The 15,632-nt window shown below is 64.7% G+C and carries 18 protein-coding genes; 5 read left to right on the forward strand and 13 right to left on the reverse strand.

Annotated features, from left to right (window positions below):
• Nucleotides 1-84: 84 nt before the first annotated feature.
• Nucleotides 85-372, reverse strand: coding sequence for a hypothetical protein (locus CO675_RS41215; protein WP_097676700.1), 288 nt, complete (start codon nt 370-372; stop codon nt 85-87).
• An 89-nt stretch (nt 373-461) separates the two neighbouring features.
• On the opposite strand from CO675_RS41215, the gene CO675_RS36445 reads away from it, so the two are divergent.
• Nucleotides 462-1,427, forward strand: coding sequence for a 2-hydroxyacid dehydrogenase (locus tag CO675_RS36445; RefSeq protein ID WP_097676701.1), 966 nt, complete (start codon nt 462-464; stop codon nt 1,425-1,427).
• A gap of 162 nt (nt 1,428-1,589) precedes the next feature.
• Here CO675_RS36445 and CO675_RS36450 read toward each other — a convergent pair whose 3' ends face one another.
• From CO675_RS36450 to CO675_RS36465, 4 genes are all read right to left on the reverse strand, one after another.
• Complete coding sequence (locus CO675_RS36450; protein ID WP_158231358.1) at nt 1,590-2,081, reverse strand: SRPBCC domain-containing protein; 492 nt, start codon at nt 2,079-2,081, stop codon at nt 1,590-1,592.
• The gene (locus CO675_RS36455) at nt 2,062-2,466 is read right to left on the reverse strand and encodes an ArsR/SmtB family transcription factor (RefSeq protein WP_097676703.1); all 405 of its coding nucleotides are present in this window, start codon (nt 2,464-2,466) and stop codon (nt 2,062-2,064) included. The genes CO675_RS36450 and CO675_RS36455 overlap by 20 nt, the downstream gene beginning before the upstream one ends.
• 98 nt (nt 2,467-2,564) lie before the next feature.
• Nucleotides 2,565-3,212, reverse strand: coding sequence for a dihydrofolate reductase family protein (locus CO675_RS36460; RefSeq protein WP_097676704.1), 648 nt, complete (start codon nt 3,210-3,212; stop codon nt 2,565-2,567).
• A 91-nt stretch (nt 3,213-3,303) separates the two neighbouring features.
• Nucleotides 3,304-3,963: a TetR/AcrR family transcriptional regulator gene (locus CO675_RS36465; RefSeq protein WP_097676705.1), complete on the reverse strand. Its 660-nt coding sequence runs from the start codon at nt 3,961-3,963 to the stop codon at nt 3,304-3,306.
• A 99-nt stretch (nt 3,964-4,062) separates the two neighbouring features.
• On the opposite strand from CO675_RS36465, the gene CO675_RS36470 reads away from it, so the two are divergent.
• Entirely contained in the window at nt 4,063-4,707 is a 645-nt protein-coding gene (locus tag CO675_RS36470; protein WP_097676706.1) for a glutathione binding-like protein, read from the forward strand.
• A gap of 312 nt (nt 4,708-5,019) precedes the next feature.
• On the opposite strand, the gene tolA is transcribed toward CO675_RS36470, so the two are convergent.
• The gene (gene tolA / locus CO675_RS42050) at nt 5,020-5,556 is read right to left on the reverse strand and encodes a cell envelope integrity protein TolA (protein ID WP_502693441.1); all 537 of its coding nucleotides are present in this window, start codon (nt 5,554-5,556) and stop codon (nt 5,020-5,022) included.
• A 62-nt stretch (nt 5,557-5,618) separates the two neighbouring features.
• The gene (locus tag CO675_RS36480) at nt 5,619-6,086 is read right to left on the reverse strand and encodes a nuclear transport factor 2 family protein (RefSeq protein ID WP_097676708.1); all 468 of its coding nucleotides are present in this window, start codon (nt 6,084-6,086) and stop codon (nt 5,619-5,621) included.
• Nucleotides 6,087-6,650: 564 nt separating this feature from the next.
• Here CO675_RS36480 and CO675_RS36485 point away from each other — a divergent pair.
• Nucleotides 6,651-7,043 (forward strand): hypothetical protein, encoded by a 393-nt coding sequence (locus CO675_RS36485; protein WP_143279205.1) that lies wholly within the window; start codon nt 6,651-6,653, stop codon nt 7,041-7,043.
• A 121-nt stretch (nt 7,044-7,164) separates the two neighbouring features.
• Here the strand turns inward: CO675_RS36485 and ybgC are convergent, their stop codons facing one another.
• The 6 genes from ybgC to CO675_RS36515 form a co-directional block, all read right to left on the reverse strand.
• Nucleotides 7,165-7,614: a tol-pal system-associated acyl-CoA thioesterase gene (gene ybgC, locus CO675_RS36490; RefSeq protein ID WP_021076499.1), complete on the reverse strand. Its 450-nt coding sequence runs from the start codon at nt 7,612-7,614 to the stop codon at nt 7,165-7,167.
• A 67-nt stretch (nt 7,615-7,681) separates the two neighbouring features.
• Entirely contained in the window at nt 7,682-8,599 is a 918-nt protein-coding gene (locus tag CO675_RS36495; protein WP_097676710.1) for a metallophosphoesterase, read from the reverse strand.
• Between the two features lie 226 nt (nt 8,600-8,825).
• Nucleotides 8,826-9,875: a Holliday junction branch migration DNA helicase RuvB gene (gene ruvB / locus CO675_RS36500; RefSeq protein WP_097676711.1), complete on the reverse strand. Its 1,050-nt coding sequence runs from the start codon at nt 9,873-9,875 to the stop codon at nt 8,826-8,828.
• Nucleotides 9,872-10,489 carry a Holliday junction branch migration protein RuvA gene (gene ruvA / locus CO675_RS36505; RefSeq protein WP_097676712.1) on the reverse strand — a complete coding sequence of 206 codons (618 nt, stop codon included), beginning with the start codon at nt 10,487-10,489 and terminating at the stop codon, nt 9,872-9,874. The genes ruvB and ruvA overlap by 4 nt, the downstream gene beginning before the upstream one ends.
• Nucleotides 10,486-11,013, reverse strand: coding sequence for a crossover junction endodeoxyribonuclease RuvC (gene ruvC, locus CO675_RS36510; protein ID WP_097676713.1), 528 nt, complete (start codon nt 11,011-11,013; stop codon nt 10,486-10,488). The genes ruvA and ruvC overlap by 4 nt, the downstream gene beginning before the upstream one ends.
• A 227-nt stretch (nt 11,014-11,240) precedes the next feature.
• Nucleotides 11,241-11,987, reverse strand: a complete 747-nt coding sequence (locus tag CO675_RS36515) for a YebC/PmpR family DNA-binding transcriptional regulator (RefSeq protein WP_097676714.1) — start codon at nt 11,985-11,987, stop codon at nt 11,241-11,243.
• A gap of 215 nt (nt 11,988-12,202) precedes the next feature.
• On the opposite strand from CO675_RS36515, the gene CO675_RS36520 reads away from it, so the two are divergent.
• Together CO675_RS36520 and CO675_RS36525 are read left to right on the forward strand one after the other, a co-directional pair.
• Complete coding sequence (locus tag CO675_RS36520) at nt 12,203-13,957, forward strand: methyl-accepting chemotaxis protein (protein ID WP_097676715.1); 1,755 nt, start codon at nt 12,203-12,205, stop codon at nt 13,955-13,957.
• A gap of 196 nt (nt 13,958-14,153) precedes the next feature.
• The gene (locus tag CO675_RS36525) at nt 14,154-15,578 is read left to right on the forward strand and encodes a methyl-accepting chemotaxis protein (RefSeq protein ID WP_097676716.1); all 1,425 of its coding nucleotides are present in this window, start codon (nt 14,154-14,156) and stop codon (nt 15,576-15,578) included.
• The last annotated feature ends 54 nt before the right edge of the window (nt 15,579-15,632 follow it).

Raw genomic sequence — 15,632 nt, forward strand, 5'->3', positions numbered from 1 at the left:
CGCGTTCATGGCACGCCGCGACCGACAATGTCTTGGGACGCGGCGACGGCGTGTCATGCCATCGCCTCGACGTTCATGGTGCGACTACCAATAGACGCCGTAACGAGCGGCGATCCGGCGCGCCTTGGCCTCGTCGCTCTCCCGGCGGCTGGCCTGGCTCCGCTTCACCGGACGCGACGCCTGCGGCCGCGCGGCATTGGCCGGCTGGGCCTGCGACGGGGCCGGCTGGGCTTCGGCCGGAGCGGGCGCAACGGCCGGTTGCGCCTGAGCGGGTGCGTCGGCGTTTGCGAGCACCAGGCCACGGCTCTGGCCGGCGTGAGCGGTGGTGGCGGTGGCAGCGATGAAAGCCGCGATCAGGATCAGCTTGCGCATGGAAGTTCTCCCCGGTTGATGGCAGGAGACTAGGGAGCGGGCCAGGCCCGCTCTGTGACATCGGTCACACTGAAATTGGAGGTATCCGGATGGGTAAGGGCGCACTGGCGCTGCTGATCAATGGCGGCTCGGAAAACTGGTCGTCGGCGCGCTGGAAAGCGCGGTTCGACACGGTCTGCCCGGACCGCCGCGTGGTGCTGCTGCCGGACGGCGCGCTCGATCCCGCCGAGGTGCACTATGCCGCGGTGTGGAAGCCGAAGCCGGGCGAGCTCGCGGCGTTCAAGAACCTGCGCGTCATCTTCAACCTCGGCGCCGGCGTCGACGCGCTGATGGCCGACCGTTCGCTGCCCGACGTGCCGCTGGTGCGGGTCGCGGTCGGCGATCTCACCGATCGCATGACCGAATATGTCGTGCTGCATGTGCTGATGCATCACCGCCAGGAGCTCTATCTGCGGGAGTCGCAGCGATTGAGGCGCTGGGCGCCGGACTATCAATGGGCGGCAAGCGCGATCACCGTCGGGGTGATGGGGCTCGGCACGCTCGGCGCGGCCTCGGCGCACGCGCTCCGCGCGCTCGGCTTCCGCGTCGTCGGCTGGAGCCGCAGCGAGAAGCGGATCGACGGCGTCGCCTGCTATCACGGCACTGAGGGGCTGGACGCGTTCCTGCGCGAGGCCAACATCCTGGTCTGCCTGCTGCCGCTGACGCCGGATACCCGCCACGTGCTGAACCGCGACGCGTTCGCAAAGCTGAACCGCAACAGCCCGCTCGGCGCGCCCGTCATCATCAATGCCGGGCGCGGCGGCTTGCAGAACGAAGCGGACATTTTGCGTGCGCTCGACGACGGCACGCTGGGCGCCGCCTCGCTCGACGTCTTCGAGACCGAGCCGCTGCCGCAAGACAGCCCGTTCTGGAGCCATCCGAAGGTGGTGCTGACGCCGCACAACGCCGCCGACACCGACGCCGACGAGATCTCAAAATACGTCGCGCAGCAGATCGCGCGCTTTGAGCAAGGCGGTGCGCTCGAAAATCTCGTCGATCGCAAGCGAGGGTATTAGGCTGAGCCGTCACACCACACAGAGTGTCGTCCCGGCGAAGGCCGGGACCCATACTCCGCGGCCCCTCATTGGAGCACGCGGAGAGGCCCCCTGCACAGCAACGATGTCCTGTGGTTATGGGTCCCGGCTTTCGCCGGGACGACAAGTGGAGCGGCCGCAGCTTCAGCCCATCTCGGCAACCACCTCCGCGAGCCGGTCGTAGGCGGGCTCGACGCCCTTGTCGATGCCGGAATTGAGATGGCCGTCACGCGCCTCCTTGGTGGGATGGCGGATGGTGGTCGTCAGCGTCGTGGTGCCACCGGCCTCGATGAAGGTCGAGATGACGAGATATTCGTCGCTGGTGAAGCCGGGCATCGAGAAGGTTTCGCCGAACGCCAGCCGCTCCGGGCGCACCACCTCGCGATAGGTGCCGGTCAATTCATGCTCGATACCCTCGGACGAGCGGAACACGAACCGATAGGCGCCGCCGACCCGGAGATCCACTTCACAGACCGGCATCGCGAGTTGCTCGCAGCCGAGCCAGCGCACCAGATATTCCGGCTTCGTCATTGCGTCGAACACGAAGCGCCGCGGCGCGTCGAACTGGCGCGTCATGGCGAACTCGAAATCCGACGGGGTCGTGATCCTCAGCGTCTTATCCACGCGTGCGTCCACGTTGCTTCTCCTTCTTTACTCTGACTTTACGGGTGGTGTGCGGCGGGGCCTTCGCGGCCTCCTCCGCCTTCATCTCCTCGAGCAGGCCGTCGAGGCGGTTGAAGCTCTCGTCCCAGAAGCGGCGGAAATTCCCGAGCCAGCCGTCGACCTGCTTGAACGAAGAGGGCGCGATGCGGCACGGCCGCCACTGCGCCTCGCGCCCGCGCGAGATCAACCCGGCATGCTCCAGCACCTTCAGATGCTTGGAAATCGCCGGCAGGCTCATGTCGAACGGCTTTGCCAGCTCCATCACCGAGGTCTCCCCGAGCGCGAGCCGCGCCAGGATCGCGCGCCGGGTCGGATCGGCCAGCGCGGCGAAGGTCGAACTGAGGGGATCGAGCGGCATTTACTTAGCTCATCGGTTAAATAACCTGCGGGTTAAATACGACCGAACGGCGCTCGCGTCAACGGCCGATTTTGGCCGCTGACGCGGGTGTGAACGATCTACGATTTGCGCGCGAAAGTGACGTGCGTGGCATTCGGGCTCGCGACATGCGAGACGACAGCATATCCGAGCGCGGGCAGATCAATGCCGGCGAACAGATTTTCGCCGGCGCCGAGCAGCACCGGCGACAGCGCCAGTTGCACCTCGTCGAGCAGGCGTGTCTGAAGGAATTGGCGCACCAGCGACACGCCGCCGCCGACCCGAATGTCCTTGTCCCCCGCAACGGCGCGCGCCCGCTCGAGCGCAGCGTGAATGCCGTCGGTCACGAAATGAAACGTGGTGCCGCCTTCCATTTCGATGTCAGGCCGTGCGTGATGGGTCAGCACGTAGGTCGGCGTGTGATACGGCGGATTGGCGCCCCACCAGCCCTTCCAGGCATGATCCGGCCACGGCCCGCGGATCGGGCCGAACATGTTACGGCCCAGAATCCAGGCGCCGATATTCTCCATCGACTTGCGTGCGACCTCGTCGTCGAGCCCGGTGCTGCCGCCGTCCTGGCCGAAGGTCTGGCGGAACGTCCGCGTCTGGAGGAACCAGCCGGGCAACACCATGCCGCCTTCGCCGAATGGATTTTCGAGGCTCTGACGCGGTGCCGCGCCAAATCCATCGATCGAGACCGAGAATGCTGAAGTCCTGACTTTTCCCATGCTATTCCGCTTCCGTAGGTTGAGAGACCTTACGGAAGACGGGCGGGAAAAACAGCGCCCGACATTTGCTGCGGAAGAAATTTCGCCGCTTCTATTTGGCCGCGCACAGCACGTCGACGGCGCCCTTCACGATCGCCTCGAGTTCCCGGCGCGGCACGCGGGCGCGGGCACGGATCGCGATGGTGTGGATGGTCGCTGAGGCAAGATGCGCCAGCGCTGCAGGATCGGCGCCCTCCGGCAACTCGCCGCGCTCCTTGGCATCGCGGAAGCAGATGCCGAACGCCTTGTCGAGCTCGGTCAGTCCCTCCACCACCATGCTGCGGATACCAGGATCCGACACCGCCTCCGACGCCGCGGTCATCACCGTGAAGCAGCCGCGCGGGCCGGACTCGCCGGAGAGATAGATGTCGAGCGCAATGCGATAGATGCGCTCCAGCCGCTCGCGCAGCGGCGCATCGGCACGGAAGATGTCGACCATCGCCGCGCGCGCGTCGTCGCGATAGCGCTGGTAGCTCTTGATGTAGAGCTCGCGCTTGTCGCCGAACGCGCCATAGAGGCTCGGCCGGTTCATGCCGGTCGCAGCACTGAGATCGTCGAGCGAGGTCGCGGCAAAGCCGTCGCGGCGGAACAGATCGAGCGCCTTGCCGAGCGCGACGTCAGGCTCATAGGCGCGCGGCCGCCCGCGCCGCTTCGGCGCGACCGGCGCCTCGATTTTGGCAGCAGATGGCGGCTTCCTACTTTTTTGTACCATTTCGCATTTAATTCCTTGACGCCCTCAATATTATCCAAGACAGTACAAAAATCAATAACGGCCGGAACATCCGCGCCAGACCGCCCCAAGGAGGCACCTATGGACCTTTATTTCTCGCCGCTCGCCTGCTCGATGGCGACCCGCGTCGCGCTCTACGAAGCGGGCCAGCCGGCCAACTACCTCGAGGTCGATCCGAAGACCAAACAGGTGCGCAACGACGGCACCGACTTCAACAAGGTCAACCCGCTCGGCCTGGTGCCGACGCTGCGCACCGACGACGGCGTCGTGCTTACCGAGAACGCCGCGATCCTGCAGTATGTCGCCGACCAGTTCCCGCGCGCCGGCCTCGGCACCGCGTCGAACGCCGAGCGTTCGAAGCTGCATCAATGGCTGTGCTTCATCGGCACCGAGTTGCACAAGGGACTGTTCCTGCCGCTGCTCGACAAGAAGGCGCCGCCGGATGCCAAGACCTACGCGTTGGAGAAATACGTGTCGCGGCTCGACTATGTCGAGGATCACCTGAAGGGCCGCGAGTACCTGCTCGATCATTTCAGCGTCGCCGACGCCTATCTCGTCACGGTCATCAACTGGACCATGGCGACGCCTCCGATCGAGCTTTCGAAATGGCCGGCGCTGAAGGCCTATTACGAGCGCCTGCGCACGCGGCCGTCGGTTGCGAAGGCGGTCGCGGAAGAGTTCGAGCTCTACAAGGCCGAGATCGCGCGGCACAAGGCGGCGGCGTAAGGATTAGCGCACAAGGTGACGGCCCCGCGAGCGGGGGCCGTCCATCCTTCGAGGCTCGCGTTCCGCGAGCGCCTCAGGATGACGGGGATAGGGCTACGCGCACGGTAACTCGAGCCAGGCGCGAAAATCTGTCACCGTCATGCTGAGGTGCGAGCGCAGCGAGCCTCGAAGCACGACGGCCGGCTCGCACCTCACTTTGAGACTCGTAACCCGGATTGAGCGCAGCGCAATCCGGGAACGATCTCGCCGCATCAGAGACCGCCCCTGATTTCGCTTCGCACCATCCGGGCTACGGGAAGTAAAGTGTTGCGGTCAGCAGCCTCGGCAAATCGAAAGCTTGCGAGTATCGAGCTCCCCAGCCGCAGGCTTCCCTGTCTGTCCAGGTGGAGTCTCAAGAAAGACCGACGTAAATTTTTTCCACTGATCGTAGTATTCGACCGGCAAATTGTAGGGCTGGCATTCTGTGATCGCCCGGAGCGCGCTCTCCTGATAGGCCCGAGCAAAATCTGTTGTGGCAGCAGCGCTCCCCGGCCCCAAGACGGGTTGCCCGTCGAGCCTGCCCTCTCGCGTCAGGTCGATCCTGATCTCAACCTTCATATTTGCTGCATCGCTTCCGGCGCCTGCTGGTTTCCTCCAACACCTCTCGACTTGATGTCTAAACATCGGCGCCCAGATTTCGGGCCCGCGTATATTCTTTTTCGCCGCGCTCGACTGGGTAGGGGCGGCTATGAGGGCGGTCGCGAGAAGGCAGCCTGCGAGCGCAATGGCTGTAGAACGTTTAGATGGCATGGAATGGGTCCGGCGGACGCGGTGAGGTTGCAACGCCAACCAGCATAAACCAGTGCCCATCGAGACGCGCAAACGTTTTCGATGAGTCCCCACAACGACCCGTAGCCCGGGCTACGCGGCGATCAGAACGGCTCTTGCCCCAACCCGGGCACATCGGCCGGACGCGGACCGGGCGCGGGCCAGTGGAAGCGGCGGTCCTTCTCTGCGATCGCGATGTCGTTGATCGAGGCTTCGCGGCGGCGCATCAGGCCGTGCTCGTCGAACTCCCACTGCTCGTTGCCGTAGGAACGAAACCAGTTGCCGCCGGCATCGTGCCATTCGTACTGGAAGCGCACCGCGATACGGTTGCCGTCGAACGCCCAGAGATCCTTGATCAGGCGATACTCCCGCTCCTTTTCCCATTTGCGGGTCAGGAAGGCCACGATCGCCTCGCGCCCCTGAAACACCTCGGCGCGATTGCGCCAGCGGCTGTCCTCGGTATAGGCGCCGGCGACCCGAACCGGGTCGCGCGAATTCCAGGCATCCTCCGCCATGCGCGCCTTCTGCGCGGCGGTCTCGCGGGTAAAGGGCGGCAGCGGCGGACGTGACATCGGCGATCCCTCGCGGTTGGTTGGTCGCGCGCAATCTATCGCCGCGCCACGCAGAGTCGATGGGACGTTTCCTATCGCCCGATAGTTAAGCCAGATCGGCCTTCATCAGCGCGCGGATAGACTTCGGAATCGGCTGTGCCCAACCTGCGCTTCAACAGCAGGAGCACTGCAAGAGGTTGTCTTGGCCGGAGCAGAACTTCAAGTCGTCCTCTTCCTCGAGATCACACCCACCCTTCTCCGAGAAAGACGCTTCGGCACTGCAACAAATGCAGAGCACAGGAAATTCTTACCAAGGCACACCTTATGCCTAACGATTAGTTGCATCAAAAGCCGAGCAATGATCAAAGATTGAGATCAAGCCTGAACTGCTTGGGAGGTTAACTCGTTGCGATACAAGTCATTTAGAATAAAGAATTTCAAAGGCATCAAAGACACGACCGTTGAACTCGGCGCTCTCGCGGGCGCTTCAGTCTTCGCCTTCGTAGGTCTTAAGCCGCCTTGTATTCGGAAAGGTCCGACTATTACATTCTGAGATACGCCGCAAACCTTCTTAGTCGCGACGAATTGCCCATTTTGCCGGGACTTGGCGCCGGCACATTTGGTGCATTGATCTCGATGCACATCGGGTGGAATCTAAAATTTTTCTTCCTCCTCGATGGCGACCGTCAAGGAAAGGAAGAAAAGAAGCGGTACATCGCCGAATACGGAATTCCACCTGACCGCATCGGAACGATCGACGAACTTCGGCCTGAAGTGACCCAAATTGAAGATCTAGTCGATAAGGACGCACTAGATCGAATTGAGAAGGAACTCAAATTAGCCAAGTCTCCGACTAAAGCGCAGATTAAGCGCTTCTTTCAAGAGCGACTGGCAATGTCGAAGGTTGATGATCTGGGTCCGGCTTTCCGAGAGCGTGCTGGCGCAATACTAGACGCGCTCGCCGCGAAGCTTACTTAACTCGCGAGTGAAAGCGGCAGCGGTGGGCGTGACATCGGCGATCTCTTGCAGTTGTCTTGCCACGCGCAAATCTATCGCCAGCCCGCGCAGAGTCGATGGGGCGTTTCCTATCGGCCGATAGTTAAGCCAGATCGGCCTTCATCAGCGCGCGGATAGACTTCGGAATCGGCTGTGCCCGGCCCTGACTGACGAAGGCGACGCGCACCTGCGCCTTCACAAGCACGTCATCGCCGCGCCTGACCTCCTGCGCGAGCATGATGGAGGCGCCCTTCACCGCGATCGGCCAGGTCACGACGTCGAGCATGTCGTCCATCCGCGCGGGCTTCAGGAAGTCCAGCGTCATCGAGCGCACGACAAAGGCGAAGCCGCCGGTCTCCTCCTGCGCCTCCTCGAACAGCGCGTTCTGTTCGGCGCCCATCAATCGGAGATGATTGGTACGACCACGCTCCATGAAGCGCAGGTAATTGGCATGGTAGACGATGCCGGAAAAATCGGTGTCCTCGTAATAGACACGGACCTGCATATGATGTCGGCCATCGCGGATCGCGCCGTCGATATGGGGTAAGGTCAATTGCGGCCCCTCGATTGCCTCGTGAGACCAACCGTTTTGCGCAAATTGCGCGATCACGCAAGCGCGATCAGGACACCACCGGCGCCTTTGCACCGAGCGAGACCTGCACGATCTCGGGCGGCACGCCGAGGCGGAACGGCATGATGCTGCAGCCGAGGCCGCCGGAGACGACGACGTCGCATTTCAGCTTGATGTGGCCATAGGCGAGCCGCATGCCGTGCTTCACCGGCACCGCGGGCGACCAGCCGAGCAGCCGGATCTGGCCGCCATGGGTGTGGCCGGACAGTTGCAGCGCGACGCGCGAGGGCACGCGGAGCGCGACGTCGGGCTCGTGCGCGAGCAGGATCACCGGCGCGTCGTCGGTGACTTTTGCGAGCGTCGCATTGAGATCGTCGACGCCGATGCGCCGGACCTCGCGATAGCGCCGCGCCGCCATAAAGGCGAGTTGGTCGCCAAGACCGGCGAGCCAGAACGAGCGGTTATCCTTGGTGAGCCGCACCGCATCGTTCTCGTAGACCGGAATGCCGACGCGCTCCAGCGCACGACGCGCGACGGGTGTGCCGTGCCCCAGGCGCTGCACCGTCTTGTCTTCCCAATAATCGTGATTGCCGAGCACGGCATGGACGCCGAGCGGCGCCTTCAGGTCCTTCAGCACCGCGGCCCATTCGGAGGCCGGAATGAAGCGGGTGACGTGGCGCAGCCCGGCGACATAATCACCGAGCAGCACGATGAGGTCGGGGTTCAGCGCGTTGGTGCGCTCGACGATCTCAGCGATGCGATCGAGCGACATCCAGGGATCGCAGGCGTGAATGTCGGCGATCGCGGCGATCTTGAGCGGAAAGTCCGAAGGCCATTGCCGCGGCGACAGATCGTAGCGCGTCAGCGTGAGGCGGACGACCGGCTCGCTCAGGCCGTAGGCTCCGGTCGAGGCGGTGGCGGCGGTCATTCCGCCGAACCCGCGAAGAAAGTGACGACGTGAAATCATGGGCCTGTGATCGGTGATGCCTGATCCATGATAGGCCCCTTGATTGGAGCGAAATTGGGCCGCGTTTGTGCAGACGGCCTGCAGAGACGTCGCAATGGTTAGCGGGCAAGGTTACCGCGCGGCGCGATGCGCTGCGTCAACACGTCTTTTCACGTCTTCGAGAGCGGGGCTCTTGTTTGAGCATGATCTTCTCCGGAAAACCGCTTCGCACTTTTCCGGATCATGCTTAGTCGTCGTCGCCATTGCCGCCGAACAGGCCGAACTGCGAGGGATCGCGGTTCGGCTCGGCAAGGCCGAGATGGCGGAAGGCATGCGAGGTCAGCAGCCGTCCGCGCGGGGTGCGCTGCAAATAGCCGCACTGGATCAGATAGGGCTCGATGATGTCCTCGATGGCATCGCGCGGCTCCGACAGCGCCGCCGCCATGGTCTCGACGCCGACCGGTCCGCCGCCATAGTTCAACGCGATGGTGGTGAGATAGCGCCGGTCCATCGCGTCCAGCCCGGCGCTGTCGACCTCGAGCGCGCTCAGCGCACGGTCGGCAATGCCGCGATCGATGGCGTCGGCATCCGCGGCGGAGGCAAAGTCGCGCACGCGGCGCAGCAGGCGGCCGGCGATGCGCGGCGTGCCGCGGGCGCGGCGCGCGATCTCGTTGGCGCCGTCGGGGCTCATGCCGATGTTGAGCACGCGGGCGCCGCGGGTGACGATCTTCTCCAGCTCTTCCACGGTGTAGAAATTGAGCCGGATCGGAATGCCGAAGCGATCACGTAGCGGATTGGTGAGCAGGCCTGCGCGCGTGGTCGCGCCGACCAGCGTAAATTTCGACAGCTCGATCTTCACCGAGCGCGCCGCCGGACCTTCGCCGATGATCAGATCGAGTTGGAAATCCTCCATCGCGGGATAGAGCACTTCCTCGACCGCCGGGCTCAGGCGATGAATCTCGTCGATGAACAGCACGTCGCGCTCTTCCAGATTGGTGAGCAGCGCCGCAAGATCGCCGGCCTTCGCAATGACAGGACCCGAGGTGGCACGGAAGCCGACACCGAGCTCGCGCGCGACGATCTGCGCCAGCGTGGTCTTGCCGAGGCCCGGAGGCCCGACGAACAGCACGTGATCGAGTGCCTCGCCGCGCTTCTTGGCGGCCTCGATGAAGATCGAGAGATTCTTGCGCGCCTGGGCCTGGCCGACGAACTCCGTCAGCGACTGCGGACGCAGCGCGGTGTCGCCGACATCGTCGGAGCGGCGTTCGGGCGAGACCATGCGCGAGGGCGTGTTCACTTCGACAATTCCTTAAGCCCCAGCCGGATCAGCTGCGCGGTCTCGGCGCTCTCACCGGCACTGCGCGAGGCGGCGGCGATCGCGGCGGCGGCCTGCGGCTGGCCGTAGCCGAGATTGACCAGCGCGGAGATCGCATCCGTCACCGGGCGCGGCGCGCGGTTGTTGTCGATCGCACCCGAGAGCTGCACCACCGCAGGATCGACATCGGCAAAGCCCGGCGCCTTGTCCTTCAATTCGCTGACGATGCGTTCGGCGACCTTCGGCCCGACACCGGGCGTCCGCGCCACAGCCGCCTTGTCGCGCAGCGCGATGGCATTGGCGAGATCGGTCGGCGGCAGCGTGCCGAGCACCGCCAGCGCGACCTTGGCACCGACGCCCTGTACGGTCTGCAACAGGCGAAACCACTCACGCTCCAGATCCGAGCGGAAGCCGAACAGCTTGATCGCGTCCTCCCGGACATAAGTCTCGATCGAGAGCACGGCCGCGCCCCCCGGCTGTGGCAGCGCCTGCAGCGTGCGGCTCGCGCAATGCACCTGATAGCCGACGCCGCCGACGTCGAGGATCACGTAATCCTCGCCGTAGGAATCGATCAGGCCCTTCAGCTTGCCGATCATAGGTTCGCCACCCTGAGCCGGAGCGCGGCGCTCTGGCGATGATGCGCATGCGTGATCGCGACCGCGAGCGCGTCGGCGGCGTCGGCGGACGGCGGCTCGGCTTTCGGCAACAGGATCTTCAGCATCACCTGGATCTGGTTCTTCTCGGCATGACCGGCGCCGACCACGGTCTTCTTGACCTGGTTCGGTGCGTATTCGGCGACCGAGATACCGAACATTGCGGGCGCCAGCATGGCGACGCCGCGGGCCTGGCCGAGCTTCAGCGTGGCAACGCCGTCCTTGTTGACGAAGGTCTGCTCGACCGCCGCCTCCGCCGGCCTGTAGTCGCCGAGCACGGCAGCCAACCCCTCATGGATCGCGAGCAGCCGGCTCGCCAGCGGCAGATCGTCCGGCGGTTCGACCGAACCGCAGCCGATATAGACCAGACGGTTGCCTTCGGTCTCGATCACGCCCCAGCCGGTGCGGCGGAGACCCGGATCGATACCGATGATGCGGACGGGAGAGCGAATCGGCTGCGATGTCATGGGGAAGTGATACCGCCTAGCCTGCGAGAACGAAACACAAACGGACGCTCGTCCCCTGCCGCGCGTGTCATCGCGCCGTGCCCGCCATCCGGCCTCGCCCGTCATCCCCACGAAAGCGAGAATCCGGTACGCCGCCGCCTCTCGGATCAAATACCGGTCTCTGGAATGCCGGATCGCCCGATCGAGTCGGGCGATGACAGCGGAGTTTTGGGCGATAAACGAGGCTCTTAACCGCCCATCTTCGCGAGCAGCGCGTCGGACACTTCGAAATTGGCGTACACATTCTGCACGTCGTCGTGCTCGTTGAGCAGGTCCATCAGCTTCAACAGCTTTTCGCCGGTCTCGTCGTCGACCGCGACGGTGTTTTGCGGCTTCCAGGTCAGCGCCGCCTTGCGCGGCTCGCCGAACTTGGCTTCCAGCGCTTTTGCGACCTCGCGGAAGGTGTCCTGCGAGGCGTAGACCTCGTGACCGGCCTCGCTGGAGACCACGTCGTCGGCGCCCGCCTCGATCGCGGCATCCAGCATCGCATCATCGGAGGCGACCTTGGCGTCGTATTCGATGATGCCGGTGCGGTCGAACATGAAGGCGACCGAGCCGGTTTCGCCGAGATTGCCGCCCGACTTGGTGAAGAAGGAGCGGATGTCGGAGGCGGCGCGGTTGCGGTTGTCGGTCAGCGCCTCGACGATGACGGCGACGCCGCCGGGGCCATAGCCCTCGTAGCGGATCTCGTCATAGTTCTCGCCCTCACTGCCCAGGGCCTTCTTGATGGCGCGGTCGATATTGTCCTTGGGCATGTTCTCGGCGCGGGCGGCGACCACGGCGGCGCGCAGCCGCGGGTTCATCGCGGGGTCCGGGGTGCCGAGCTTGGCCGCCACGGTGATTTCGCGGGCCAGCTTGCCGAAAAGCTTCGACTTCTGGGCATCCTGCCGGCCCTTGCGGTGCATGATGTTCTTGAATTGGGAATGGCCGGCCATGCGACGTCTCTTCGAGCGTAGGGTCTGAACAGGGGTGGAAAACGCGGCCTTATAGGCCCCTGGCGGTCAAAATCAAAGGTCGGCAGGGGCCGTCCGGCGGACGAATACTACCGCATGCCGGAATATGAGGCACTTGTTAACCATGACTTCATGCCCGGATGCGAGGATCGCCCCGTCCCGCCGCAACTTTCCAAGGCAACTTCCAAGAGCCCCCCATGGCGTTCGGTTTGTTTCGCAAGCAAGTGCCGGATCCGGCTGCGTCGGCCGCCGCGCAGGTTCCGACCGCGGCTGAAGTCTCGACCGAGACTGATTCGGCCAAGGATTCGTCAAAGGAGATCCTGGAGCTGCTGGAACTCGAGCTCGGGGCGATGATCCGCCAGCTCGAACGCGCCGCAGGCTCGGTGGCCGACGGCGCCGAGGCGACGGCAGCCAAGCTCGCGACCATCCGCGCCCGCACCGATGCGCTGACCGGGCGCAGCAGCGATGCACAGAGCACCGCGACGACGTTCTCGGAAGCTGCCGACCGCTTCACCCATTCCGCCGAGGGCATCGGCGCGCAGGTGCGCAGCGCGAGCCAGCTCGCCGACGACGCCGCGGCGGCGGCGCGCGAGGCAACGGCCAATGTCGATCGGCTGCGCGAATCCTCGGCCGCGATCGGCAACGTCGTCAATCTGATCGCGCAGATCGCGCGGCAGACCACGCTGCTGGCGCTCAACTCGACCATTGAAGCGGCGCGCGCCGGCGCCGCCGGCAAGGGATTTGCGGTGGTCGCCACCGAGGTCAAGGCGCTGGCGGTGCAGACCCAGAGCGCGACCGAAGAGATTACAAGGAAGATCGAGGCGTTGCAGAAGGACGCCACCGGATCGGCGGACGCCGTCCACCGCATCTCGCAGGCGATCGAAAAGATCCGCCCGGTGTTCGAGAACGTCAACGGCGCGGTCGCCGAGCAGAACCAGATCACCGGCGAGATGGGCCAGAACGCGGCCTCCGCCTCCCATTTCATCGTCTCGGTCGGCACCAGCGCCGGCGAGATCGACAGTGCGACGCGCGAAGCCGCCGCGCATGGCGACAATGTCGCAAAGGCCGGCAAGGCGGTGACCGCCTTCGCCCGGAAGCTGAAGGCGCGCTGCGCGGTGCTGCTGCGCCAGGACGAGCGCGGCGATCCGCGCAAGAACGAGCGCCTGCCCTGCAGCCTCACGATCGAGATCACGACCGCGCGCGGCATCGTTACCGCGCCGGTCTACGAGATCGCGATGGACGGCATCCTGATCGGTGGACCCGATGCCGAAAGGTTGCCGACCCATGAGACCCTGAATGCAACCTTGCAGGATATCGGCGCCTGCCGGATCAGGATCGGCGACCGCACCAAGGCAGGCAGCCAGGCGCGCTTCGAGGCGGCGACCGCCGAGCTGCGCGAGAAGATCGAAGACCGGATGTGGGCGATCCACGAGGAGAACGCCGAACTCGTCACCCGTGCGATGGAAGCCGGCAGCGCGCTGAGCAAGCTGTTCGAGAACGCGCTGGCAAGCGGCGCGATCACCATCGCTGACATGTTCGACACCGATTATGTCGAGATACCGGACACCAATCCGGTGCAGTACCGCACCAGAATGCTGGACTGGGCGGATCGCGCGCTGCCCGCTCTGCTCGAGGCGTTCCTCGCCAAGGACAAGCGCCTGGCATTCTGCGCGACGGTCGACCGGAACGGCTATCTGCCGGTCCATAACAAGATCTACTCGCAGCCGCAGCGGCCGGGCGACGTCGCCTACAACACCGCCAATTGCCGCAATCGCCGCATCTTCAACGATCCCGCGGGCCTTGCCGCCGCGCATAATGAACGCGCCTACCTGGTTCAAAGCTACGCGCGCGACATGGGCAACGGAACCACCGTGATGATGCGCGAGATCGACGTGCCGATCCGTGTGCGCGGCCGGCACTGGGGCGCCTTCCGCACGGCGTACAAGCTTTGATGGCTTCGTAGCCCGGATGCAGCGCAGCGCCATCCGGGACACGTGGTTCCACGGGCAGCGATCCCGGATTTCGCTGCGCTCCGTCCGGGCTACACAGTGCACGCTCAGGCAAGACCGCCCGAGCGAATCACGCTTTGAATGAGAATGGGGAATGCTGCAGCGGTTCGACGGGCTGCTGTAACGGAGGAAACGCGACATGTCGGCCGCGCAGCTTGCAGTGCTGGATACATCATCGGACCGGACGCTGGCCGAACGGCTGGTCGACCAGCTCGCCGACCGCATCGGCGGCCTAGGGGTCGAGCTTGCCGACATCGCCGGCAACGTCCAGGAGGTCGCGAACCGCGTCTCGAGCCAGTCGGAGCGGTTCCATCATTTGCAGGAGACCGCCGAGATCATGGTCTCGGCCAATCACGACATCGCCAACGCATCGCAGGCGGTGCAAACGACCGCATCCGCCGCGGTCGGCCAGATCGCGGAATCGCGCAACGCGGTTGAGACGGCGGTCAGCCATATCGCAGAGCTCGTCGCCGCGGTCGGACGGATCGAGGCGCGGCTCGCCGCAGTCGGCTCCGCGCTGAACCAGGTCGCCAAGGTCTCCGGCTCGATCGAGGCGATCGCCAAGCAGACCAACCTGCTGGCGCTCAACGCCACGATCGAGGCCGCGCGCGCCGGCAATGCCGGCCGCGGCTTTGCCGTGGTCGCGAGCGAGGTGAAGAACCTTGCCGAGGCGACCCGCCAGGCGACCCATCAGATTTCCGACACCGTGCGCGACCTCGACGGCCAGATCGGCAGCCTGATCGACGAGAGCAGCGATGCCTCGCTGCGCGCCAAGAGCGCCGGCGAAGGCGCCCAGCAGATCTCGGGCATCATCATGCGGGTGCAGGAGGGCTTCTCATCGGTCGGCGCTGAGATCGGCAGCGTGGCGCGCGCCGCGACCTCCAATCTCGGCCATTGCGACACCGTGATCGCGGAGCTGAACGAGCTCGCCAAGGGCGTCGACCTCTCCTCGCGCGACCTCAAGCACGCCGACGGGCGCGTCGCGAAGCTGCTCGAGCTCTCCGAGAGCCTGATCGTGACCATTGCCGACAGCGGCGTCGAGACCAGCGATGCGCCGCTGATCCGCGTCGTGATCGACACCGCGAAACAGATTTCGGAGCTGTTCGAGAAGGCCATCGCAAGCGGCGAGATCACGCTCGCGCAATTGATGGACGAGAATTACCGCGAGATCGCCGGCACCAATCCGAAGCAGTACCTGACCGACTATGTCGGCTTCACCGACCGCGTGCTGCCTGCGATCCAGGATCCGATCCAGAAGACCGATCCGCGCATCGTGTTCTGCGTCGCCTGGGCGCGCAGCGGCTATCTGCCGACCCACAATCCGAACTACCGGCTGCCGCAGGGACCGGACCCGGTGTGGAACAACGCCAATTGCCGCAACCGCCGCCTGTTCAACGACCGCGCGGTGAGCAAGGTCGCGGCCAATACAAAACCGTTCCTGCTGCAGACCTACCGCCGCGACATGGGCGGCGGCAATTTCGTGCTGATGAAGGACGTCTCGTCGCCGATCGTCGTGAACGGCCGCCACTGGGGCGCCTTCCGGATGGGTTTTCGGCAGGGCTAGGTTTGCTCTCTCAGGAGGTTGTCCATCTGGTCTGAACCGAGGAAGCTGAGGTTG

Origin of the sequence: Bradyrhizobium sp. C9 (genome assembly GCF_002532045.1) — a bacterium.
In the GTDB taxonomy this organism is placed as follows: Bacteria; Pseudomonadota; Alphaproteobacteria; order Rhizobiales; family Xanthobacteraceae; genus Bradyrhizobium.